A 22,051-nucleotide genomic window follows, 5' to 3' on the forward strand; every position below is an offset into this window, starting at 1 on the left:
TATAATGAAGATATAATTAGAATTAAAGGAGTGCAAAACATGAAAAAGTACTTACTGACTATATCGACTATATTGATCGCAAGCAGTTTGATTTTGGGTGGATGTGGCAAGGAGACTCGGCAGACTATTGATGAAAGTAACGATGACAGTCATACAGCCACCGCAGGTGAGATGCACCATTCTGAATCGGGAGAGCTACCGGAAGGACTGCGGGAGAAAAGCAATCCCACCTTTCCAATAGGAAGCCAGGCGATGATGAGTGCCGATCACATGTCGGGCATGAAGGGTGCGAAAGCAAAGATCGTTGGAGCATATGAAACTACAGTATATGCAGTGACGTATACCCCAACCACAGGTGGAGATCCCGTGCAGAATCATAAATGGGTTATTCATGAGGAAATACAGGATCATACCGATCAATCGTATGCGGTAGGTTCTGAGGTGCTGTTGAGCGCTGATCACATGAAAGGAATGAAGGGCGCCAAGGCCACAATTGAGTCTGCTGAACAGACAACGGTATATATGGTTGATTACACCCCGACAACAGGGGGAAATTCGATAAAGAATCACAAATGGGTCACAGAAGAAGAATTATCTGCTATCCAATAGAACCATTTGCGTGAAACAGCCCTTTTTATGCAGAAAAATCAATTTAATACTCAATTATGGGTTATAATGGTATTAGGATTACACAAAACTGCTGAAAGGGGAATGTACTCATGATGGATTTTAGCAAACCACCCCATGGCTCGGAGATCGATACCCACCGTCAGCGACATCAGGAGAATGAACAGAAATACCTGTCCGGAGGCAAGAGCATTTGGTATGAAATCAGCAACTGGCTCATTCTCGGAGGTATCCTCCTTGTCATATTTTTATTATTTAAATACGTTTTTTAAGTGCACCAATGGTGACTATACTAACTTTTGTCAATTGTAGAGCGTCTTAATATACATGATAAGTAAGGCAAGAGAGCCCAGTTTTAATGGGCTCTTTTTTTGTTATGACTTCATTGGACGTTAAAATGATAAATGATAACAAATGACAAAAATTAATATTTGTCATTTGTTATCAAGTGTGTTAATCTAACCTCAATGGAGGTGGCGAGAGGATGGTGTTAACCATCTCGTTAATATGGTAAAAGACAAAACTTCTGAATTTCTCACTAAAGAGCAGATTATTGCAGCTACACAGGAAACGATAAGACGCTTCGGTGCTGCCAAAACATCCGTCACCGATGTCGCCAAATTGCTCGGAGTCAGTCATGGAACGATATACAGGCATTATGTCAGCAAGAAGGCATTGCTTGAAGGTGTCACTGAACAATGGCTTGAAGAAGAAATAATCACACCTTTAACTCTGGTAACCCAGGATGAGAAAAACGCAAGTGAAGGTACACATCATCTGAAAGTATATATAGAAACCTTAATACATCTTAAATGTCATTATGCTGAGTCAGATCCCGAATTATTTGAGATGTATGCGCGGGTTACCCAAGAATCAGCTGATCTAATCCGCAAACATGTGGAGCATCTTATTCACCATTTGAGCGAAATTATTCGCGGGAATCAACAGTTTAAGTTCAGTGATCCTCAGGTAATAGCAGCGGCTATTCTTCATGCAACGGCTCGTTTCCATCACCCGGCACATGCCTATGAATGGCGTAGTGATACGATAGATAATGAATTTGCACAGGTATGGTTATTAGTCGAACACGGTTTATCCAAATATGAGTGAAGAGGATGGGAGATCGAATGAACAAATTATCAGGTAAGGTCGCTTTGGTAACAGGATCGTCGCGAGGTATTGGACGTGCAATTGCGGAGCAACTCGCGGAGCTTGGAGCCGATGTGGTGATTAATTATGCAAGTCGTCCGGACAAAGCAGAAGAGATAGCAGAGATTGTTCGGCAAAAAGGAGTTCGTGCCATTACCGTGCAAGCAGATTTGGCGCGGAAGGAAGATGTGGAACGTCTGTTTTCCCAAACGATCAGCGAGCTTGGCAAAGTGGATATTCTAATCAATAATGCAGGTATAATGAAGACAACCCCTTTGGCAGAAGTGACAGAGGAAGAATTTGATCAGCAGTTTGCCATTAACGTGAAGGGTACTTTCTTTGCTTGTCAACAAGCGCTTAAACATATGGAAGATGGAGGACGTATTGTGAATTTTTCTACCTCTGTAACAGGACAGATGTTTCCCAACTACAGCGTGTATGCAGGAACCAAGGGGGCGGTAGAGCAGATTACCCGTCAACTAGCTAAGGAGTTTGGTTCTAAACAAATTACGATTAATGCAGTCGCACCAGGTCCGGTTAACACGGAGTTGTTCTCGGTTGGCAAGACGGAGCAGCAGCTAGAAGGAATCCGTAAAATGAATGCATTTGGTCGTCTGGGTGAGCCGGAAGACATCGCGAGTGTCATTTCATTTCTGGTTGGAACGGATTCACAATGGGTTACAGGTCAGACGATCCGGGTAAATGGTGGCTTTATTTAACATAACCGAGATCAGGAAGTTTGATCATTGCGTTTGACACACAACCGGGCGAATCCCCATATGATGCATTACACTAGTAAGCACTTGGGGAAATGGGGAATCCGGGATGGCAAAAGCAAAGGGCAAGAAAGCTCCCGCATTAAAGAGTGACAAAATTCGTGTATCCATGAAGTTGGTCACTTCGGATGTATGTGAGAGATGTAAGACACCATGTACGCGAGGCATGGATTATGCTGCACGTATGAGAATTGAAGGGGCTTTAGGCAAGGGCGTTCCCTGTATATTGACCCGCCATACTTCTTCATAACTCTTCGTATAATCCCGTATATATAACAATTATAGATCAGGGGCATCCTTTAATGAGGATCGCTTCTTTTTGTGCATTCCAAGGGGTGGAAAAAATTCTGGATAAAAAATGAAAAATGATGAAAAACAGCGCAACTTTGTGGATGAATCTGCAGTATAAATGTACAACAGCTAGCAGCAGGGGAGGGAATATTGACGGGATGAAATGGAAACGAATATTGCTTTGTGTCACGGTATTCTCCTTGCTCGGCGGGTCTTTATTGTTTGCAGATTCGGTGAACGAGAAGATTCGTGTTCTCATTAACGGCAAGGAAGCAGCTGATGGAGGTTATCTCATTGATGGAACGACCTATGTACCTGTAAGAGAAGCCGGAGGCGTCGTCAAATGGGACAGCAGTAACAAGAGAGTAACGGTGATCAAACCGAATGTACATATTTTTCTCTTCAAGGGAGACACTGTATTTGGCAACGTTAACGTAGGTAAGCTGAAATTCAATGTATTTTCACAAGTGGACAGTCTGACAGCAGATGTAGCTGCCGTGAAAGTAACAATCACTAACCCGAGCGGTCAGGTGAAGGATATCCAGTCCCAGGAGCTCACGACCCAGAAGGATAACTTCTGGTTCCGCACATATGATTTTACGTACGATTTCAGTCGTGCCGGCAAGTATCAGGTCGGCTTTCATATTAAAGAAAATGCAAACAGCAGCTACGTCCTGGTAGCGGAGAAAATCATTACAGCGCTGAACGATTGAAGCGGAAATTACCCTGTGAGTTAAATTGACCTGGGTCATTGAACATGTTACGATATGCAAGGTTACACAATTTCTATTTATAAAGCGAGGTATTTCAATGAGCGATCACACACATGAACACGGCGATGGCTGCGGATGCGGGCAAGACCACGACCACGACCACGAGCATGAAGAAGTCCTTCTCACATTAACAGACGAGAACGGCCAAGACGTGGAGATGGTTTTGGTGGAGACGTTTGACGTGGAGAAGCATGTTTATGCGCTCCTGCTGGAACGTAACAATCCTGAAGCTGACGGCATCATCCTGCGTATGGAAGAAGAAGACGAGGAAATGGTGCTCTACAATATTGAAGACGAAGATGAGTGGAACCGCGTTGAAGCGGCTTACAACGAACTCGTTGCATCACAAGAATAGTCATTCTTTTGGAACATAACATGAAGGCTCCTTGATCTCAGGGGGCCTTTTGTTGTTTTTTAAGAGGTATACGAGCATGTACACCAGCAGTTTGAACGACGAAATAGACGGGAAAATGCAAACTCGCTTGTCTCCTAAAATAATAAAGGACCAAGCTAGGGCTTGGTCCTTTAAGTTTATACCCTGCACAGCGCAAGGGAGTTGTTTTAGAAAATGGCATCGGCTTCCACGATCACTTTAACGTTGGTTACGCTGCGATCTTCGGGTCCTTTGACGGGTAATCCAACTTCGACATGATCGATGATGTAGTCGATATTTTCCTGGGTGATAACCTCACCCGGTAACAGGATTGGAATTCCTGGCGGATAGACATAGATGAATTCCGAGATAATACGTCCTGCGGATTCCTTAAACGGAATCACTTCGGTATCACCGTAGAATGCATCACGTGGAGTCAGCATCAACTGTGGAATATCCGGAACTTTTACGACCAGTTCATGGGCTGGGTTCACTTGATAATAGGTACGGGAGAGATCCTGCAAAGCGTTCAGCAAGATATCGACACTGTCATCCGTATCTCCTGGCGTGATGAGACACAGAATATTGTACATATCACTAAGTTCGACCTCGATGTTGTAATGTTCACGCAGCCAGTTCTCTGTCTCATACCCTGTAATGCCCAGATGGCGAACATGGATCGTTACTTTGGTTGGATCATAGTTGAAGGTCGCTTCTGTACCCAGAAGCTCTCTACCGAAGCAATACAGGCCATCCATATCGTTAATCGAACGTCTGGCAAACTCAGCTAGTTCAATCGCCTTCTGTGCAATCTCACGACCGTGGAGGGCCAGGTTACGTCTTGATGTATCGAGTGAAGCAAGCAAAATGTATGAAGTTGATGTTGAGGTGAGCAGACTCAGGATCGTCTGTACACGCTGTGGATTCACGAACCCATTCTTCGTGTTCAGGTTGAGTACGGAACTCTGTGTCATGGAGCCACCAAGCTTGTGAACACTGGTTGCAGCCATATCGGCACCTGCTGCCATCGCAGACAACGGCAGATCCTCATGGAAATGAATAAGTACGCCATGTGCTTCATCAACAAGTACAGGGACTTGGTAGCTGTGTGCCAGCTCAACAATCTCTTTTAGATCAGTAACCACGCCGTAATAGGTCGGGTTAATTACAAGCAATGCCTTGGCATCCGGATGACGCTCAAGTGCGCGACGGATGGACTGTGTAGTCACTCCATGGTCAATGCCCAGATTGGCATCTTGTGAAGGAGAAACAAATACGGGTTTGGCGCCTGAGAAAATAATGGCGGACAGAACCGATTTATGCACATTACGGGGCACAATAATTTTGTCACCCGGTGAACATACAGACAGAATCATGGTCATAATGGCACTGCTTGTGCCTTGTACACTAAAATAGGTATAATCGGCTCCGAAGGCATCTGCTGCCAAAATCTGTGCTTCCTGAATGACACCGGTTGGCTGATGCAGGTCATCCAACGGTGCGATGTTAATCAAATCTATGGAGAAGGCATTATCGCCAATAAATTCACGGAATTCGGTATCCGCTCCCAATCCTTTTTTATGGCCCGGAATATGAAACTGTACCGGATTGAGTGCCGCATGATTTTTTAAAGCGGTAAACAGCGGCGTACGGTGGTGATTCATCAGTGCTGTCACAACCCTTCCTAATAAAATTGGTAAACAAAGATGAGTATAGCAAATTAAGAACCGAATGCAACAGTATAATCGACAATTTTTTAAATTGCCGAGATTTGGGCACATTCCCCACGGTTACACTAAGGATAGGGAATAGGCAAATGAACACCGAAAGGGGAAAAAGAATGCAAACCGATACAAAACCAGCCAAAATTTTGCGATCACCATTTTTTATCGCGATGTGGCTGACACTTTTTCTAGTTGAAATTATCAAAGGGGCCCTGTTGGTAGCTGTTTTGCCCGTGTATATGGACAATATACTGGGTCTGTCTGCAGGCGTCATTGGTGTGGCATTTGCTCTTCAATATCTGGGAGATAATCTGTTCCGGGCGCCTTCCGGCTGGGCAGCAGAACGGATCGGGTTCCGCGCAACGATGGTTACAGCTCTAATCTGTACCTTAATCGCTGTTATTATGATCCTTTTTCTCAAAAGTGCCTTTGGACTGGCCATGGCCTGTCTCATTCTTGGCATTGGTACGTCACCACTCTGGCCTTGCGCCATGACAGGTGTGACTGCGATGTCAGGCCCACAAAACAAGAATGGTACAGCGATGGGGGCGCTGGAGATGGCTGCTCTCGGCGGAACGGGGCTTGGACCTATAGGCATGAACTGGCTGCTGGAGCGCACGCATCATGATTATCGAACTATATTCCTCGTGCTTATGGGTTGTGCCATTCTTGTTATTCTGGTGGCTATGATTCTTCCTGGACGTGTCATTGTTGAAGGAGAGCATACCGAGCAAGCAGTGAAGAATAGTGATGGGAAATATCCAGCCAAACCGAATCTGCTCACGCCATTCATCCGGCTGCAAAAGAGTGTGAAGGGCACACTGCAACGGGTTCGCAGCACACTTAATGTTAATCCCCTCGTGTATCCTGCCTTGTTTATGCAGTCGTTTGTCATTGGGCTGCTCAGTCCAGTAATCACGCTATATACACGCACAGATCTGCACATCTCACCAAATCTTTACAGCTTGTTGCTGATTGCGGGAGGTGGAATAACCGTTATTGCCTTACTGCCTGTAGGTAAAATGGTAGACAGGTTTGGCACGAAACCGTTCCTGAACGTTGGTTTTTTGATGGCGGCTGCGAGTCTGTTCGCATTCTCCTCCATAACATCCATTCCGGTGGTGTTTGGTGTTGTGATGCTGGTGGGCATCAGTTATGCCATGATTTTGCCCGCCTGGAATGCTTTTGTAGCCACACTGATTCCCAAAGGAGAGCGGGGAGCGATCTGGGGATTTTTCCTTACATTGCAGGGATCAGGCATGGTTGTCGGCCCTATTGTTTCCGGGCTGCTGTGGGACCATGTGAGCCATCCGGCCCCATTCATTGGCAGTGCCATCGTCATGGCAGGACTTGCCGTTGTGCACTTTGTGTTATCCCGCAATCCGTTTCGCACCGCTCCGGCCAAATAAGCAAAAGAAAAGGGAGTTCCACCAACCGTCTTGGTTGTGGAGCTCCCTTTTTCGCATCCATTATATCACGATAATCGGGGGCTTGCCCCTGTGCGTCTGCGGAAAGCTGCAATCCTGCGGTCCTTTCGGTGAAAAATAGTCAAATAACCAAGTACCCTTACATAAAATGAAGTATAAAATAGGGTAAGCCGATTGAGTAGAAGCGATTGAAGACGAGGGCCGGAGTTGATCCGGTACAGATGGAGGGAGTGCCGTGAATAAGAGTTATGAAGTTGAATATTGCAATCTGGAGCTGCGGTTCAACCGTCGGCATATCCAAAATTTGATCAGAGACCTTATTCGTGAGGGATATTCACTATATTGGAGCGAGGACGAATCCTTTTTTATACTGTCAGTCCGGACCGGCCGCAAGCTGGTAAAGCTTCGCTTTCAACAGACACGCACGGGGAACTACAAGATGACTGGGGATTACATCATTAAGGATGCAAAGCTTGCAGAATGGCTGGAGAAGCTGATTGGAGATACACGCGGGCATGCAGTTGTGAAGCGGTTTAAGGATCAGCAGATGACTGTGGAGAACATTTTATTCGGTGAAGTCATTCGGCTCGTGGAAGTTTCCGGATTCAAACAGCGTGTCATTTTTCAAAAGGAACCCGCGCCTACGGCGGAAGAGATGGAAGAAATGTTCCTCTCGCGTGAAGGCGAGGAAAGGCTCATGTTGTTGCGCATGGAAGTGGACGATGAACTGGAGCGCCTGCATACGGCCATTCAGGTAGATAATGTGGATAAAGCCAATGCCTGCCGTGAAGTACTGAAACGGTTGTCTGGGCATCTGTTGATGCTGGAAGGATGAAGGATAAAGCTTCTGATTATAATCTGAGTTAAGAGCCCTGGTGCATGCCAGGGCTTTGTGGTTATGTAACAAGCCATTTGCACGTACAATCGTCGTTAAACCATTTTGTCATTTAGGGGCGACAAGGATCAAGAATAGAGTAATCAGAGTTCTCAATCCAAAGATCGAATTCGTTCACCCCTTTGTTGAGTAGCAGGTCAGCTTCAAAAGAAGTGAGGGGTACCGCCCACAATAGCTCTATTGTTTCATCACCTACATGGAGCTGTTCGAGGGATTCTTTTTCTCCCCGCAGTTCATCGAGGAGAAAGGCGGTTGCATTCCATCGGGCTGGAGCTAATTCGCTTGATTTCATCACACGTGGAACCGTTGAATCATGTACATTTTCGATGTGATGGGAGATCAGATCGGCCATATAGCTATTCACACGCTCCACATTCTCACCACCGAGATTGGATTGCAGCGCGAGCATCCACTCGGAAGCGACCTTCTCCCCTGAAGGACGACATGCCTGAGACAAGCCAACTGTCACAAATCTTGCGATGCCTGAATGAACCGTGGCAGGAAAGTAATAGATTTCTACATGAATGTTTCTGTCCGGCTTGGAAAGAACGATCCTGTGCTCCGGCATTCCCCATTCATTCATATATGCTCCCAGAAGAAATGTTCTTCGAATATCCAGGGAAAACCGTTCTTCGTTCGAAAGTTGTTCAAACGCCATTATGTACGCTCCTCCTTTTTTGATCAGAGTTCATGGATATGATTATAACATTGTACAAATACAATAATTGGATTACCTTGTTATGTTGTATTGTCTTTACGGTTGTATTTATGAAAATACGATGAACACCTCAGCAGATTGGGGTGTTTTCTCGTTGCGTAGCTGTGCCACGGGGTTCACTTCTATACATAAAACCGTTAAAATGGGAGTATTGTTGAGAATTTATTTCAATAAAATTAATTGGAGCAAAGGATGGAGGACCAGATGACAAAACAACAAATTGGCGTAATTGGCCTGGCTGTCATGGGCAAAAATTTGGCCCTTAACATTGAAAGCAAAGGTTTCTCAGTATCGGTATATAACCGTTCCCCGGAGAAAACCAATGATCTTCTGAAAGAAGCTGAAGGTAAAAACCTGACAGGCTCATTCTCCATTGAAGAGTTCGTAGCATCCCTGGAATCCCCGCGCAAAATTTTGATCATGGTACAAGCCGGCAAAGCGACCGACGCTACCATTGAACAACTGCTTCCTCACCTGGATGAGGGCGACATCATCATTGATGGAGGTAATGCTTACTTCCCTGACACGCAACGTCGCAGCAAAGAGTTGGAAGACAAAGGCATTCGTTTCATCGGTACAGGTGTATCCGGTGGTGAAGAAGGCGCACTGAAAGGCCCTTCCATTATGCCGGGTGGACAGGAAAGTGCTTATAAACTGGTTGAACCGATCCTGACGGCGATCTCGGCCAAAGTCGGTGACGATCCATGTTGTACATATATTGGACCAGACGGTGCCGGACACTATGTGAAAATGGTGCATAACGGTATCGAGTACGGAGACATGCAGTTGATTGGTGAAGCGTACCACTTGCTCAAATCCGTATTAAACGTTTCTGTTGAAGAGCTTCATGCAATCTTTACGGAATGGAATCAAGGGGAGCTGGACAGCTACCTGATCGAAATCACGGCAGATATCTTCTCCAAATACGATCCAGAAACGGGCAAACCAATGGTTGACGTCATTCTGGACGCGGCTGGACAAAAAGGAACAGGTAAATGGACAAGCCAAAGCGCGCTGGATCTCGGCGTACCATTGTCCATGATTACAGAATCCGTATTCTCCCGTTTCCTGTCTGCCATGAAGGACGAGCGTGTAGCAGCTAGCAAAATCCTGAGTGGACCAGCGACTGAAGCGTTCTCCGGCGACAAAAAAGCGTTCATCGAGAGCGTGCGTAAAGCCCTCTTCGCAAGTAAAATCGTATCCTACGCACAAGGATTTGCACAAATGCGTGCAGCTTCCGACGAGTATGGCTGGGATCTGAAATACGGCAACATTGCCATGATCTTCCGTGGTGGCTGCATCATCCGTTCGCAGTTCCTGCAAAACATCAAGGAAGCTTATGATAAAGACGCAGCTCTGAAAAACTTGCTCTTGGATCCTTACTTCCAAAACATCGTTGAGTCTTATCAAGGGGCATGGCGTGAAGTTGTAGCGGCTGCTGTAAAACAAGGTGTTCCGGTACCTGGCTTCTCCAGCGCTCTTTCTTACTACGACAGCTACCGTACAGAGCGTCTGCCAGCCAACTTGCTGCAAGCTCAACGTGACTACTTCGGTGCTCACACATTCAAACGTGTGGACAAAGAAGGCAGCTTCCACCACAACTGGATGGAGTAGTACCACATATACAAGTCTATTAGATTTGGCCAAAGTGCCCTTAAGCAGGAGCTTTGGCCTGCTAAGGGGCTCAAAAGAGGTTTGGCGTTCCGGTGATTGCCGGTTAACGCTGGGCCTCTTTTTTACTGTAAATAAGTTCATTGGAGTTCGTTAGTTTGCTGGGATGGTTACTGATTGAGACGTTTGGGGGCTCATAACTGCTTGAGGGTAATCTGACGTAGGCTTAGATGCCGGGAGTTACTTGATCTGTCTTGGAAGTACTTGCGGATGGTCGAAAGGAAGTCGGTTAGGAGATGGTCTTTCCCAGTCCGCAGGGCTGTGTTATGATAGGACAAAAGTGCTCACGAATTGCTTGAATTAAAGGAGTGTACACCTTGAGCAAGTCTAACAATATTATTCTCATTGGTATGATGGGAACCGGCAAATCAACCGTCGCTGACATGCTTGCACGCGAGCTTGGTTATCGATTGATTGATGTAGACGCCGCGGTGGAAAAAGAGGAAGGCTGTACGATTCCGGAACTGTTCACTGGCAAGGGAGAGACATATTTCCGTGATGCCGAGAGCCGCATGTTATGCTCGATGCTGGAGAAGAAGTCACAGGTCATAGCGACCGGAGGTGGCGTGGTGCTGCGTTCGGATAATTGTGACGTGATGTTGAAAAATGGTTGGGTTGTTGCCTTGACTGCTGATCCGGCAGTGATTGTAGAGCGTGTCAGTGGCTGTGACAATCGTCCACTCCTCGCAGGCAATGCAGAGGAACGCATTCAGGCAATTATGGAAGAACGGAAAGACGCATATCGGTTCGCACATTATACGGTGGATACAACGGAGTTATCCGCTGCTGAAGTGACTCGTTTAATTTTAGCGCATTACCGCGTCTAAGCTTGTTATCATCGAAGCTTGATGGTTGATAGGTGGTGGCAGATATAACAAAACGGGCCGTATAGGCCCGTTTCTAGAAGTGGAGCAGAGCAGAGGTCACAAGGTTACAAATGACTTCGCTCCGCTCCGGGGTTCTCTAGTCTTCCTGTTGCCACTGAAGCATACCGCCGACCATGTTTGTACAGCCTTCATATCCCAGTTGCTGCAGATATTCACAGGCACGCTCACTGCGGTAACCGCTACGACAGATGATCACGATCTCGCCTGACTTCTCAATCTCAGACAGTCGGTCCGGAATCTGTCCAAGCGGAATATGCTTGGCTCCTTCGATCATGCCTTGCGCGACTTCATCGTCCTCGCGGACGTCTATCATCTGCAGCTTCTCTCCCGCCTGTAAACGGCGGCGCAGCTCAGACGTTTCAATTTCAGCTATTTGTGTCATATTCAGGTCCTCTTTTCTGTATGGACTTAACGCTATAATGATACCCAAGCGATGCACAGAATGTCAATTTGGCCACAATATAATCAATGAAGGAGAATTTCATCCATGGACGTTATTGTTAAACCAACCCCCACTCTGAACGGGGAAATCGGGGCTCTGTCCTCCAAAAACTACACTACCCGCTATTTACTGGCTGCTGCGCTGGCAGAAGGCACAAGTACCATTCATTTCCCGGCACACAGTGAAGACAGTGACGCCATGCGCAGATGTATTCGTGATCTTGGAGCAGTGCTTGAAGAAGACGACAGCAAGATTGTGATCCAGGGCTTTGGCAGTCATCCACGTGATGTGCGTGAATTGAATGTAGGAAATGCAGGTGCTGTACTTCGTTTCCTGATGGGTGTTACAGCGCTCTGCCCTGAAGTTACTTTTGTGAATACGTACCCGGATTCTTTGGGCAAACGTCCACATGATGACCTGATCGATGCGCTAGGCCAACTGGGTGTAGAAGTACAGCACGAACAAGGACGTTTGCCGATTACAATCAAAGGTGGCAATGCCAAGGGTGGACACATTCGTGTATCCGGCTCCGTCAGCTCCCAATATCTAAGCGCCTTGTTGTTTGTTACGCCTTTGCTTGCAGAAGACAGCACCATTGAAGTGCTGAATGACCTTAAGTCCAAGGTCGTTATCGGACAGACGCTGGAAGTGCTGGAGCAGGCAGGCATCGTTATCCATGCAAGTGATGATTACATGTCCTTCCGTGTACCAGGTGGACAGGCATACCAGCCAACGACTTATACGGTACAAGGGGATTATCCTGGATCAGCAGCGGTTCTTGCAGCAGCAGCGGTTACACAGTCTGATGTGAAAATTCTGCGCCTGATGGAACAGAGCAAACAGGGCGAACGTGCCATCGTTGACGTGCTGCGCATGATGGAAGTGCCATTGACACATGAGAACGACGTTGTACACGTTCAAGGTAATGGCAGACTGAAAGCGATCGAATTCGACGGGGATGCCGCGACGGACGCCGTTTTGGCTATGGTAGCCGCAGCTGTGTTTGCGGAAGGAACGTCACGGTTCTATAATGTAGAGAACCTGCGTTACAAGGAATGTGACCGAATCACCGATTACCTGAACGAACTGCGGAAGGCAGGAGCGAACGTTGAAGAACGTCAAGCTGAGATTATCGTACACGGACGTCCGGAAGGTGTTGAAGGCGGTGTTGAGATTAACGCTCACTTCGATCATCGCGTTATTATGGCGCTTACAGTCGTTGGTCTGCGTTCCAAGGAACCGCTTCGTATTCGGGATGCACACCATGTAGCCAAGTCTTATCCGCAATATTTCGATCATTTGCAGGCGCTTGGCGCCTCCGTTCAATGGGTAAAAGAGTAAATAACTGAGAATCAGTCTTTTGAACACGCACTTTAATCAGAAAAGGATGGTGCTTGAACATGGAATTTAACAACCCTACTCGTGAAGAAATTGGACAAATTTTGCGCAAGGCAGGCAACATCGCAGTCGTCGGCTTATCAGACAAATCAGATCGCACTTCCTATATGGTGGCAGAAGCCATGCAGAGCAGAGGTTATCGCATCATCCCGGTTAATCCACAAGTGCAAGGTGAAATCCTTGGCGAGACGGTATATGCCACACTCGCGGATATTCCAGAGCCGGTAGACATTGTCAATGTGTTTCGTCGCGATGAGTTCTGCGCGGATGTAGCACGTGACGCCGCTGCCATCAAAGCAAATGTCCTGTGGCTTCAGCTTGGCATCCATAGTGATGAAGCGGTTCAGATTGCGGCAGAGAACGGCATGACAGCGGTAACGAATCGTTGTATCAAGGTAGAGGATTCCATCGTTCTGCGCGGCGCTGGACGCGGCTGAGAGGCTCGTTCACCTGTGATCGGATGATCTCCTGATCTGACCCAATTGAATGAACATAGGTTGAATCCCGTTAACTTGAAGTTGACGGGATTTTTCTGTTCTATTTTTGCCGTTATTAATTACCAATTGGTTACTGTTTTTACTTTGACAAAACGTTGCGTAAAGCTTACCATCTAGGATAGAAAGGAGAGGTCGCCATGAATTGGCTCGGATCCTTGCAGCAGCTCGGACGAGCGGTAATGCTGCCTACAATGGTCCTGCCCGCCGCCGCAATTTTGCTCAGTGTTGGCAGTCTGCCTTGGGACGCCTGGGGATTGGATATTGTCGGTGAAGTGTCTACCGTGGCCGGACACGGTATTTTTTATTTCTTACCGTATTTGTTCGCTGTCGGTGTAGCACTGGGACTCTCCAACCAGGCCGGACAAGCGGGACTTGCTGCTCTGGCTGGTATCGTGATATATGATCAGGTAACTCGGAACTTCGGGGATGGCACCGTTCAGCCCGCTTCCTTAATTGGAATCATACTCGGCGCGCTTGCGGGTGGGATGCATAATCGGTTTAAAAGCATTAAACTGCCTGAAATTTTACAATTTTTTGGAGGTTCAAGGTTTGTTTTGCTCATCGTCGGACTCTGTTCGGCATTGTTCTCCTGTTTTATGTTATGGCTCGCTCCGATCCTGCAGCATGGATTGAACGGCATTGCTACCTGGGAATACAGTCTCGGAGGTTTTGGACTGTTCATCTACGGAGTGTTATACAGGGTGCTGGTTGCTTTTGGGCTTCATCACCTGCTTAACAATGTGTTTTGGTTCCAGTTAGGAACGTTTGAAACGCCTGATGGTAACATTGTGCAAGGGGATTTGCCCCGATTTTTTGCAGGTGATCCAACAGCAGGATTCTTTATGGCGGGTTTGTTTCCCATCATGATGTTTGCCATTCCGGCAATAGCCTTTGCTATTATTCAGGAAGCCAGGGAAGATCTGAAACCGAAAATCAAGAAAACCTTTCTGACATCGGCACTCGTTTGTTTCCTAACCGGGGTATCGGAACAGATTGAGTTTGCTTTTTTGTTCGCGGCACCATATCTGTTCATCGTGCATGCAGTGATGTCCGGCGTTGCCATGTGGATTAGTTACTGGCTTGATATCCGGCATGGATTTTCTTACTCCGCAGGTATTATTGATTACATACTCAATTTCCATCTATCGGAGAATGCTTGGAAGCTCATTCCGATTGGCATACTATATGGGCTGGTTTATTACTTTCTGTTCCGATGGGCGATTCGTACGTTCAAGATTCCAACACCAGGACGAGAAGAGGGCTCCATGCTGGAAGATTGGGTAGGTAACATTCCTTATCAGGCACCTTTAATCCTCGAAGCATTGGGTGGGAAGAGTAACATTGTACAGGTTGAAGCATGTATTACACGTCTTCGTCTGACTGTGCATGATGACCGCCTGATCGACACGGGTGCCATGAAGAGTATGGGGTCCGCTGGACTAATCAAGCTGGGTGGCGGTAATGTACAGGTGGTATTCGGGACCTACTCGGAATTGATTCGGGAAGAAATCGCGAAGCTGCTGGAAAGAGATCTGCAACAGGTTCTGTTCTGTGCCCCCGTTCAGGGCAAAATGCTCCCAATTGAAGAGGTGCCGGATCAGATCTTTGCAGCCAAGCTTGTCGGTGATGGTGTCGCCTTTGTTCCGGAAAAGGGAGAGCTGGTCTCACCCGTGTACGGAACGATTATGCACCTGTACCCGACCATGCATGCCTTGGGTATTTCTACCCGTGAGGGGCTTGAAGTGTTACTGCATATCGGCATCGATACCTCTCAGTTGAAAGGCCATTTTGAAGCTTTTGTTCAGGAGGGCGATACGGTGGAGCCAGGGCAGCTGTTGATCAAGTTTGATCTGGCAGTACTCCGCGAGCAAGCGGCGTCACTGACAACACCAATGGTAATTACGAATCCAGATCGTGTAAAATCATGGAGTTTTGCTCCATTTAAGCAAGTTAAGAAAGGTCAGGCATCCGTTATGTCCGTGGTGCTCTATGACAGGAACGTTGGAGGGGTAGAATGAAGATACAAGGCATCAACGGAGCTGCAGGCATAGCCATCGGCAAAGCATTTGTCCTGCCCAGTTGGGAATGGGATCTGCCGGATCAGAAGATGGATTCGGTAGATCTCGCCCAAGAGTTCGAACGGTTGTATGAGGGCATACGGACATCAAAGGATGAGATCGAATATATCAAAAATGAGTTCAAGGAAGTTGTTGGTCCAGAGGAGTCCAGTATCTTTGATGCACATCTGGCAATCCTGGAAGATCCGGTATTCATGAACGAAATTCGCGGTATTATTGAGCGTCAATATAAAGCAGCAGAAGTGGCGGTCAAAGAAGCCATAGACCATTTTGTCACGATGTTTGACTTGCTGGAAGACGAGTATATGAAGGAGCGGGCCATTGACATCAAGGATGTGGGGAACCGTCTGCTCAAGCATTTGCTCGGTGCACCGGAGATTACACTTCCTTCGGATACCCAGCCGTATGTACTTGTTGCCAAAGAACTGTCGCCATCTCAACTGGCGCATCTGAATCCCACCCATGTGTTAGGCATTGTAACCTTGATTGGCGGGAAGACATCACATTCCGCGATTATGGCTCGTGCCCTTGGCATTCCTCTCGTTTCCGGTCTGGAAGCGAGTCTTGGCATGCCGGTGGAGACAGGGGATATGCTTGTGGTGGATGGTGACAATGGCTTGGTATTTACGGACCCGGATCGCAAGACAATTGAACGGTATACCATGCTTCGCAGCAAACAACTGAAGAAAAAGGAACAACTTCAAGTCCTTGCTACCGTGGATGCCGTAACCAAAGATGGGGCCGTTTTGCACTTGGCTTCCAATATCAGTTCGGTGAAGGAATTGGACCTTGCTTTGAAACAAGGAGCCAAAGGTGTGGGTTTGTTCCGAACAGAATTCTTGTATATGGACCGTGCTACGTTCCCGGGTGAGCAAGAACAGTATGAGGTGTACCGCCTTGTGGCAGAGAAAACAGCAGGACAATCCGTTGTTATTCGTACACTGGATATCGGTGGTGACAAGCAACTCGATTATTTTGAACTGCCGGAGGAAGACAATCCGTTTCTGGGATACCGTGCCATTCGGATTAGTCTGGACCGCAAGGATCTGTTCAAAACACAGCTTACAGCCATTCTGCGTGCCAGCGCTGCCGGAAATGTCAAAATCATGTATCCGATGATCTCTTCGGTGGAAGAACTTCAGCAGGCCAATGAGATTCTCCGTGAGGCGATGTCTGATCTGGACGAGCGCGGATTATCATACGACCCTCACATTCAGGTGGGAATTATGATTGAAGTTCCTGCAGCGGTGATGATTGCTGATCTGCTCGCAGAGGAAGCTGATTTCTTCAGTATTGGTACGAACGACCTTGTTCAATATGTTCTGGCAGTAGATCGAATGAATGAGCAGATCGCTCATATGTATCACCCTTATCATCCGGCTGTTCTGCGGATGCTTCGTGCGACAGCAGATGCGGCTCATACGGCTGGAATTGATGTCAGTGTGTGCGGAGAGATGGCAGGGGATGAACGTGCGATTCCGCTTTGGTTGGAGCTTGGCATTCGCCACTTGAGTATGTCTCCACAATCCCTGTTACGTGTGAAGCACAGAGTGCTCAACACAACAGCATCGGCTGCCAAAGAAGAAGCGCGAAAGTGCTTCGCCTTACGGACGAGCGGAGATATTGAGGAGCGACTGCAAGTTTTTAATGACTCCACGGGAAGCACGGATGAACAAAGTGGTTCGAACGCATCGTGATTAGGGAAAATGGATATAAATACCTTTAAGTTAATATATTTACATTTGTGATAATTATTTATTGGGAAACTTGTTATATAAAACAACCCCACTGTGCATGAGAGCACAATGGGGTTGTTTTTATTTGTCGGCGAGTGCATCACAGAACGCCTTGCCATAAGGTGGAAGATCAGGCGGACGACGTGCTGAGATGATATGTCCATCAACAACAACGGCTTCATCTTTCCAGATAGCACCCGCATTTTCCATGTCATCCCGAATGCCTGGTGTAGAGGTTACTGTAACTCCGTCCAAAATTTTGGCAGAAATCAGCACCCAGCCCGCATGACAGATCTGTCCAATCGGTTTCCGGTCTGCATTCATTCCCTTCACAAGCTCCAGTACTTTGGGATAACGACGCAGCTTGTCTGGCGCCCAGCCGCCTGGCACGAGAATGCCATCGTAATCTGAACTGTCGAGTTCATCGAAACTGTATTCGGCTTCAGCAGGCACACCGTATTTGCCAATATAGGTTTTTCCTTTTTTCTCTCCAGCAAGATGCACTTCTGCACCTTCTTCACGAACACGATGCACAGGGTACCACAATTCCAAATCCTCGAATTCTTCATCGACCAGAGCGATGACTTTTTTACCAGTTAATCTCATGTCCATCTCTCCTTTTTGCGGTGATTAGGTCTGTTGCGTCTTTAATTGTAACAGATTCTCCAAGGGACTTCATGGAAGTGCATATTCAGTTTGGAGGAAGCGATTACAAGTCAGTAACTGCCTGCATTCGACAACCTTCATCTGGAGGGAGTGGTAATTTGTGCAACCTTTCGTTTATAGCAGGATTTGAGCCGAAATAGGTCGAATGGTACTTATATAGAGTATAGAACGAATGAGGTGATGGTGGTGCGCAAGTCGTGCAGATGTGGACATGTAATGGAGTTGGAACTAAGAACAGTGGTGTACGCCAAAAAAGTGGAGATTCGAAACGTACCCGTATTTGCGTGTACAGACTGTGTATCTTACGAAGTGCTTCCGCCGGTCAAGCCGGACTTAACAGAATGCATTAACACATTGGGTGAACAGCCCGTGAAGCAAGACGTATCTTTTGGTGAACGTAATGAACTGGCAGACCTGTTTCATGAGTTACTGCTGGCCTGGCCGGATGCGACCGATCGGGAGATGGAATATCGAATGCAGCAAGCAGTGGAGGAGCGTATCAATTTGTTGCTGGACATTATGGGTTACGCAACGAAGTCTGGTGATACAGCGTGGATTGAGACCACGGAGCGCAGATTAAGTCAATTATCCGGATTTGTGTGGCAGGAGTACTTCTCAAATGCTGTCTAATTTTGACGTGTAAAATGCTTGTTTTCATGAAAATTGGCTTTTTCGCGCACTTTTTGTTAAGATATCGAAGAGTGAAAACGCTCAACATAGCGGTATTCCTGGTAAAGGGGGATGTATATCTAATGGCTGACATGACTAAAATGACAAGTATTGAACAGCTAAACTCCGCAGTGGAGGCTACCAAGGATCAACCCTTGCTTCTGTTTAAGCATAGCACGCGCTGTCCGATCAGCTCGAACGCTTATCAGGAGATGAACGATTATTTGCTTAACAATGCCAATGAACAAGTGAAATATGGCATCATCTATGTTGTGGAAGATCGCCCGGTATCGAACGAAGCAGCAGACAAGCTGGGTGTTAAGCACGAATCTCCACAGGCAATCCTGATCAAAAAGGGAATTCCTGTATGGCATACTTCCCATTCAGATATTACTAGAACCACACTTACGAATGTTTTGAGTGAGTCCTAAAGCCTATTTTAATTGATTAATGCAAAAATTTGTCGTAATATAAATCTTAATGAAAATGGTATGAAAATTTACTGGTAATGGAGAGAAGTACTGTGACGGTAACCATTTATGATGTGGCACGTGAAGCTGGAGTGTCTATGGCAACGGTATCACGGGTAGTTAATAATAACCCTAATGTCAAACCGCAAACGCGGAAAAAAGTATATGAAGCCATCGAACGGTTGGGATATCGTCCGAATGCGGTAGCCAGAGGTCTGGCAAGCAAGAAGACAACCACGGTCGGGGTCGTTATTCCAGATATTTCGAACTCAACCTTCGCGGAGATTGCCCGCGGAATTGAAGATATCGCGAATATGTATCACTACAATATTATTTTGTGTAATGCAGATAAGAAGAAAGAAAAAGAAATTCGTGTTATTAACACGTTGCTCGAAAAGCAAGTAGACGGACTGCTCTTCATGGGTGGAACAGTAACGGACGAACACATTCAGGCGTTCCAGTCTGCGGCTGTGCCGATCGTACTTTGTGCAACGAGTGATGAGAAGGGCACATTCCCTTCGGTGGATATTGACCATGAGGCGGCTGCGTTTGACGCGGTAAACACCCTGATTCGTCATGGACACAAGGAAATTGCGATGATCAGTGGTACACTGCAAGATCCTGCGAATGGATATGCCCGTTTCCAAGGTTACAAGAAAGCACTGGAAGCAGCAGGTATGGAATACCAAGAGGATCTGGTACGTATCGGTAACTATCGTTATGAATCCGGTGTGGAAGCGATGAAATATTTCCTCGGACTGAAGAAGAAGCCGTCGGCAATCTTTGCTGCAACAGATGAAATGGCGATTGGTGCCATTCACAGCATTCAAGATGAAGGCCTGAAAGTACCGGATGATTTCTCCATTATTAGTGTGGATAACATCCGTATGGCTTCCATGGTGCGTCCTCAGTTGACAACAGTGGCTCAGCCAATGTACGACCTGGGTGCAGTAGCGATGCGTTTGCTGACCAAGTTGATGAAGAAAGAAAATGTGGAGAACCCACGGGTTATTTTGCCGCATGAAACGATTCTTCGTCTGTCTGTAAGTCACGCGGATGTAGTTTAATCGGGATTATATAGAGTAAGGGAGAAGTCATTATTCTCTCTACATAGTGGATATGCGAAAGCTCCGGAGACGGAGCTTTTGTGCTGAATGAGGTTAAAAGTGAAAACAGGAGGTATCGGAAGATGCGTGAAACGATTGGGATTATCGGAGCGATGGATGAGGAAGTCGAGCTTTTGCTGGCAGGTATGAAGCAGCTTGAGACGGTTAAACAAACCGGCATTACATACGTTGCAGGCGAGTGGCTGGGCAAGCAAATTGTCGTGTGCAAATCTGGCGTAGGTAAAGTAAATGCAGCGGTTACGACGCAGATCTTGATTGATCGTTTTCAGGTTAATCGGATTATCTTCACAGGTGTTGCGGGTGCAGTTAACCCCGATCTGAACATCGGAGATATGGTTATATCGTCTGTATGTGTTCAGCACGACATGGATGTAACGCCACTGGGGTTCGCACGCGGGGTTATTCCTTACCAGGAGACATCTGCATTCCCTGCCGAGGCATCGCTTATTACACTGGCTGAAGAAGCATGTAAAGCTCAGGGAGCCAATTACCTGATCGGTAAAGTGTTATCTGGAGACCAATTTATTGCAAATAAAGATACGGTTAATATGTTATATACCGAAATGGACGGTGCATGTGCCGAGATGGAAGGGGCAGCAGTTGCTCAGGTCTGTTACATGAATCGAGTACCATTTGTTGTCCTGCGTGGGATGTCAGATAAAGCGGATGGTTCGGCGCATGTTAACTTTGCTGAATTTACCGTGGAATCTTCTCAGCGTTCACACCGTATTGTGGAGCATATGTTAGAAAATATGTAATGGAAGTAACTTGAAAAACCGCCTTTTGATTAGCTGTTCCATGAAGTATGGAGCAACGCTGCGAGAGGCGGTTTTTGTTATCTATATCGTTTTTCGAACAGATCATCAAATTAGTACATGAACCGATGGCGAAAGCGTACACGATCAAACTGTTCTTCTGATGTGATCGGCACCTGACTTCCGATTCGCACCATCAAACAGTTCGCAGGATGTGAACAGATTTCGGGGTCGTCTGTTGCATACCAGGTCATGTCGATCGTTTCCATCAGCCTCTCCATCATTTTACGATAATCCCATACGTTTAGTCCGCTGCCCTTCAGATCCCAATGCCAATAATATTCTGTGGTGAAAATAATGTAGTTCTCCATATATTTATCTTCCAAAGCAGTAAGCAACATCTCACGTCCAATGCCAAGCGAGCGATAGTCGTCCGCAACCTCGATTGCCCCAAGCTCAATCAGATCAGTCATATTGCCCTCGGACCAGCGTTCACAATCATCCGCATAGTGAAAGGTTACATAACCGATAATCGTTTCATTTTCATGTGCAATGATAATTCGCCCTTCAGGTAATGCTGCGATCTCGGCCAGAGCTTCCTGCTGCTCCGTTGGTCGCCGAAAGGCATCCAGATCCGGATGGAAGGCAAGACGGGTTATCTCCTCGGCCTGCACGGGGCCTTCAACAGTAATTCGGTGGCCGGACTTGAAGATGGAACGTATATGATGTTCTTTGATATGCTCCATGGTTCATGCTCCTCTCTCTCCTACTTATAGAGGTTGTTCCAAAAGTCCGCTATAGCAAAAATCCAAAAAATTGAAAAGCCATAGACGACAATTGAAAAGATTTGCTATAATTGCGTAGACAAAAAATGTTCACAATTCAATACAGTATGGTTAACA

General features: G+C 46.7%; 24 protein-coding genes. 19 read left to right on the plus strand and 5 right to left on the minus strand.

The annotated features are described in order from the left end of the window. Nucleotides 1-39 precede the first annotated feature (39 nt). The 7 genes from FE296_RS11540 (at nucleotide 40) to FE296_RS11570 (ending at nucleotide 3,971) form a co-directional block, all read left to right on the plus strand. A complete protein-coding gene (locus FE296_RS11540; protein ID WP_150364994.1) occupies nucleotides 40-609 on the plus strand; it encodes a YdhK family protein in 570 nt (189 codons plus the stop codon). Nucleotides 610-719: 110 nt separating this feature from the next. Then, nucleotides 720-899 (plus strand): hypothetical protein, encoded by a 180-nt coding sequence (locus FE296_RS11545; RefSeq protein WP_150364995.1) that lies wholly within the window; start codon nucleotides 720-722, stop codon nucleotides 897-899. A 235-nt stretch (nucleotides 900-1,134) separates the two neighbouring features. Continuing rightward, entirely contained in the window at nucleotides 1,135-1,737 is a 603-nt protein-coding gene (locus FE296_RS11550; protein ID WP_150364996.1) for a TetR/AcrR family transcriptional regulator, read from the plus strand. A 17-nt stretch (nucleotides 1,738-1,754) separates the two neighbouring features. After that, nucleotides 1,755-2,495: an SDR family oxidoreductase gene (locus tag FE296_RS11555; RefSeq protein WP_150364997.1), complete on the plus strand. Its 741-nt coding sequence runs from the start codon at nucleotides 1,755-1,757 to the stop codon at nucleotides 2,493-2,495. 106 nt (nucleotides 2,496-2,601) lie between these two features. Continuing rightward, complete coding sequence (locus FE296_RS11560) at nucleotides 2,602-2,802, plus strand: hypothetical protein (RefSeq protein WP_074095792.1); 201 nt, start codon at nucleotides 2,602-2,604, stop codon at nucleotides 2,800-2,802. Nucleotides 2,803-3,001: 199 nt separating this feature from the next. Then, nucleotides 3,002-3,556, plus strand: a complete 555-nt coding sequence (locus FE296_RS11565) for a stalk domain-containing protein (RefSeq protein WP_036614723.1) — start codon at nucleotides 3,002-3,004, stop codon at nucleotides 3,554-3,556. Between the two features lie 97 nt (nucleotides 3,557-3,653). Next, on the plus strand, nucleotides 3,654-3,971 hold the full coding sequence (locus FE296_RS11570; protein WP_150364998.1) for a DUF1292 domain-containing protein: 318 nt from the start codon (nucleotides 3,654-3,656) through the stop codon (nucleotides 3,969-3,971). A 206-nt stretch (nucleotides 3,972-4,177) separates the two neighbouring features. Here FE296_RS11570 and FE296_RS11575 read toward each other — a convergent pair whose 3' ends face one another. Further along, nucleotides 4,178-5,653 carry an aminotransferase class I/II-fold pyridoxal phosphate-dependent enzyme gene (locus FE296_RS11575; protein WP_047844430.1) on the minus strand — a complete coding sequence of 492 codons (1,476 nt, stop codon included), beginning with the start codon at nucleotides 5,651-5,653 and terminating at the stop codon, nucleotides 4,178-4,180. A 176-nt stretch (nucleotides 5,654-5,829) separates the two neighbouring features. Between FE296_RS11575 and FE296_RS11580 the strand changes: the two genes are divergently transcribed. Then, nucleotides 5,830-7,122: an MFS transporter gene (locus tag FE296_RS11580; protein ID WP_150364999.1), complete on the plus strand. Its 1,293-nt coding sequence runs from the start codon at nucleotides 5,830-5,832 to the stop codon at nucleotides 7,120-7,122. A 253-nt stretch (nucleotides 7,123-7,375) separates the two neighbouring features. Next, nucleotides 7,376-7,975 carry a hypothetical protein gene (locus FE296_RS11585; protein ID WP_150365000.1) on the plus strand — a complete coding sequence of 200 codons (600 nt, stop codon included), beginning with the start codon at nucleotides 7,376-7,378 and terminating at the stop codon, nucleotides 7,973-7,975. 112 nt (nucleotides 7,976-8,087) lie between these two features. On the opposite strand, the gene FE296_RS11590 is transcribed toward FE296_RS11585, so the two are convergent. Then, nucleotides 8,088-8,693: a suppressor of fused domain protein gene (locus FE296_RS11590; RefSeq protein ID WP_150365001.1), complete on the minus strand. Its 606-nt coding sequence runs from the start codon at nucleotides 8,691-8,693 to the stop codon at nucleotides 8,088-8,090. Nucleotides 8,694-8,957: 264 nt separating this feature from the next. Here FE296_RS11590 and gndA point away from each other — a divergent pair, with 264 nt between their 5' ends. Further along, the gene (gene gndA / locus FE296_RS11595; RefSeq protein WP_124116071.1) at nucleotides 8,958-10,367 is read left to right on the plus strand and encodes an NADP-dependent phosphogluconate dehydrogenase; all 1,410 of its coding nucleotides are present in this window, start codon (nucleotides 8,958-8,960) and stop codon (nucleotides 10,365-10,367) included. A 374-nt stretch (nucleotides 10,368-10,741) separates the two neighbouring features. Next, nucleotides 10,742-11,251, plus strand: a complete 510-nt coding sequence (locus tag FE296_RS11600; RefSeq protein WP_223868845.1) for a shikimate kinase — start codon at nucleotides 10,742-10,744, stop codon at nucleotides 11,249-11,251. Nucleotides 11,252-11,387: 136 nt separating this feature from the next. Here FE296_RS11600 and FE296_RS11605 read toward each other — a convergent pair whose 3' ends face one another. After that, nucleotides 11,388-11,693, minus strand: coding sequence for a rhodanese-like domain-containing protein (locus tag FE296_RS11605; RefSeq protein ID WP_017687407.1), 306 nt, complete (start codon nucleotides 11,691-11,693; stop codon nucleotides 11,388-11,390). Nucleotides 11,694-11,798: 105 nt separating this feature from the next. Here FE296_RS11605 and aroA point away from each other — a divergent pair, with 105 nt between their 5' ends. The 4 genes from aroA (at nucleotide 11,799) to ptsP (ending at nucleotide 17,423) form a co-directional block, all read left to right on the plus strand. Continuing rightward, complete coding sequence (aroA, locus tag FE296_RS11610) at nucleotides 11,799-13,094, plus strand: 3-phosphoshikimate 1-carboxyvinyltransferase (RefSeq protein WP_124116072.1); 1,296 nt, start codon at nucleotides 11,799-11,801, stop codon at nucleotides 13,092-13,094. A 59-nt stretch (nucleotides 13,095-13,153) separates the two neighbouring features. Then, nucleotides 13,154-13,588, plus strand: a complete 435-nt coding sequence (locus FE296_RS11615) for a CoA-binding protein (RefSeq protein WP_124116073.1) — start codon at nucleotides 13,154-13,156, stop codon at nucleotides 13,586-13,588. Nucleotides 13,589-13,785: 197 nt separating this feature from the next. Continuing rightward, the gene (locus tag FE296_RS11620; RefSeq protein ID WP_036674872.1) at nucleotides 13,786-15,666 is read left to right on the plus strand and encodes a glucose PTS transporter subunit IIA; all 1,881 of its coding nucleotides are present in this window, start codon (nucleotides 13,786-13,788) and stop codon (nucleotides 15,664-15,666) included. Beyond that, the gene (gene ptsP / locus FE296_RS11625) at nucleotides 15,663-17,423 is read left to right on the plus strand and encodes a phosphoenolpyruvate--protein phosphotransferase (RefSeq protein ID WP_150365002.1); all 1,761 of its coding nucleotides are present in this window, start codon (nucleotides 15,663-15,665) and stop codon (nucleotides 17,421-17,423) included. Before FE296_RS11620 ends, ptsP begins: the two co-directional genes overlap by 4 nt. Before the next feature lie 120 nt (nucleotides 17,424-17,543). Here the strand turns inward: ptsP and FE296_RS11630 are convergent, their stop codons facing one another. Further along, a complete protein-coding gene (locus tag FE296_RS11630) occupies nucleotides 17,544-18,068 on the minus strand; it encodes a type 1 glutamine amidotransferase domain-containing protein (RefSeq protein WP_150365003.1) in 525 nt (174 codons plus the stop codon). Nucleotides 18,069-18,350: 282 nt separating this feature from the next. On the opposite strand from FE296_RS11630, the gene FE296_RS11635 reads away from it, so the two are divergent. From FE296_RS11635 to FE296_RS11650, 4 genes are all read left to right on the plus strand, one after another. Continuing rightward, nucleotides 18,351-18,758, plus strand: a complete 408-nt coding sequence (locus FE296_RS11635; protein ID WP_143786476.1) for a hypothetical protein — start codon at nucleotides 18,351-18,353, stop codon at nucleotides 18,756-18,758. Between the two features lie 122 nt (nucleotides 18,759-18,880). Further along, entirely contained in the window at nucleotides 18,881-19,228 is a 348-nt protein-coding gene (gene ytxJ, locus FE296_RS11640) for a bacillithiol system redox-active protein YtxJ (protein WP_036674876.1), read from the plus strand. A 92-nt stretch (nucleotides 19,229-19,320) separates the two neighbouring features. Then, nucleotides 19,321-20,334, plus strand: coding sequence for a catabolite control protein A (gene ccpA / locus FE296_RS11645; protein ID WP_062835383.1), 1,014 nt, complete (start codon nucleotides 19,321-19,323; stop codon nucleotides 20,332-20,334). 122 nt (nucleotides 20,335-20,456) lie between these two features. Then, nucleotides 20,457-21,152 carry a 5'-methylthioadenosine/adenosylhomocysteine nucleosidase gene (locus tag FE296_RS11650; RefSeq protein WP_047843701.1) on the plus strand — a complete coding sequence of 232 codons (696 nt, stop codon included), beginning with the start codon at nucleotides 20,457-20,459 and terminating at the stop codon, nucleotides 21,150-21,152. Nucleotides 21,153-21,262: 110 nt separating this feature from the next. Here the strand turns inward: FE296_RS11650 and FE296_RS11655 are convergent, their stop codons facing one another. Beyond that, on the minus strand, nucleotides 21,263-21,895 hold the full coding sequence (locus tag FE296_RS11655; RefSeq protein ID WP_150365004.1) for a GNAT family N-acetyltransferase: 633 nt from the start codon (nucleotides 21,893-21,895) through the stop codon (nucleotides 21,263-21,265). Nucleotides 21,896-22,051 lie beyond the last annotated feature (156 nt).

This window comes from Paenibacillus sp. UASWS1643 (assembly GCF_008693195.1).
In the GTDB taxonomy this organism is placed as follows: Bacteria; Bacillota; Bacilli; order Paenibacillales; family Paenibacillaceae; genus Paenibacillus; species Paenibacillus amylolyticus_B.

Coding starts and splice junctions, on each gene's coding strand:
- FE296_RS11540 (WP_150364994.1), top strand. CDS start 40: ATGAAAAAGTACTTACTGACTATATCGACTATATTGATCGCAAGCAGT.
- FE296_RS11545 (WP_150364995.1), top strand. CDS start 720: ATGATGGATTTTAGCAAACCACCCCATGGCTCGGAGATCGATACCCAC.
- FE296_RS11550 (WP_150364996.1), top strand. CDS start 1,135: ATGGTAAAAGACAAAACTTCTGAATTTCTCACTAAAGAGCAGATTATT.
- FE296_RS11555 (WP_150364997.1), top strand. CDS start 1,755: ATGAACAAATTATCAGGTAAGGTCGCTTTGGTAACAGGATCGTCGCGA.
- FE296_RS11560 (WP_074095792.1), top strand. CDS start 2,602: ATGGCAAAAGCAAAGGGCAAGAAAGCTCCCGCATTAAAGAGTGACAAA.
- FE296_RS11565 (WP_036614723.1), top strand. CDS start 3,002: ATGAAATGGAAACGAATATTGCTTTGTGTCACGGTATTCTCCTTGCTC.
- FE296_RS11570 (WP_150364998.1), top strand. CDS start 3,654: ATGAGCGATCACACACATGAACACGGCGATGGCTGCGGATGCGGGCAA.
- FE296_RS11575 (WP_047844430.1), bottom strand. CDS start 5,653: ATGAATCACCACCGTACGCCGCTGTTTACCGCTTTAAAAAATCATGCG.
- FE296_RS11580 (WP_150364999.1), top strand. CDS start 5,830: ATGCAAACCGATACAAAACCAGCCAAAATTTTGCGATCACCATTTTTT.
- FE296_RS11590 (WP_150365001.1), bottom strand. CDS start 8,693: ATGGCGTTTGAACAACTTTCGAACGAAGAACGGTTTTCCCTGGATATT.
- gndA (WP_124116071.1), top strand. CDS start 8,958: ATGACAAAACAACAAATTGGCGTAATTGGCCTGGCTGTCATGGGCAAA.
- FE296_RS11605 (WP_017687407.1), bottom strand. CDS start 11,693: ATGACACAAATAGCTGAAATTGAAACGTCTGAGCTGCGCCGCCGTTTA.
- aroA (WP_124116072.1), top strand. CDS start 11,799: ATGGACGTTATTGTTAAACCAACCCCCACTCTGAACGGGGAAATCGGG.
- FE296_RS11615 (WP_124116073.1), top strand. CDS start 13,154: ATGGAATTTAACAACCCTACTCGTGAAGAAATTGGACAAATTTTGCGC.
- FE296_RS11620 (WP_036674872.1), top strand. CDS start 13,786: ATGAATTGGCTCGGATCCTTGCAGCAGCTCGGACGAGCGGTAATGCTG.
- ptsP (WP_150365002.1), top strand. CDS start 15,663: ATGAAGATACAAGGCATCAACGGAGCTGCAGGCATAGCCATCGGCAAA.
- FE296_RS11630 (WP_150365003.1), bottom strand. CDS start 18,068: ATGAGATTAACTGGTAAAAAAGTCATCGCTCTGGTCGATGAAGAATTC.
- ytxJ (WP_036674876.1), top strand. CDS start 18,881: ATGGCTGACATGACTAAAATGACAAGTATTGAACAGCTAAACTCCGCA.
- FE296_RS11650 (WP_047843701.1), top strand. CDS start 20,457: ATGCGTGAAACGATTGGGATTATCGGAGCGATGGATGAGGAAGTCGAG.
- FE296_RS11655 (WP_150365004.1), bottom strand. CDS start 21,895: ATGGAGCATATCAAAGAACATCATATACGTTCCATCTTCAAGTCCGGC.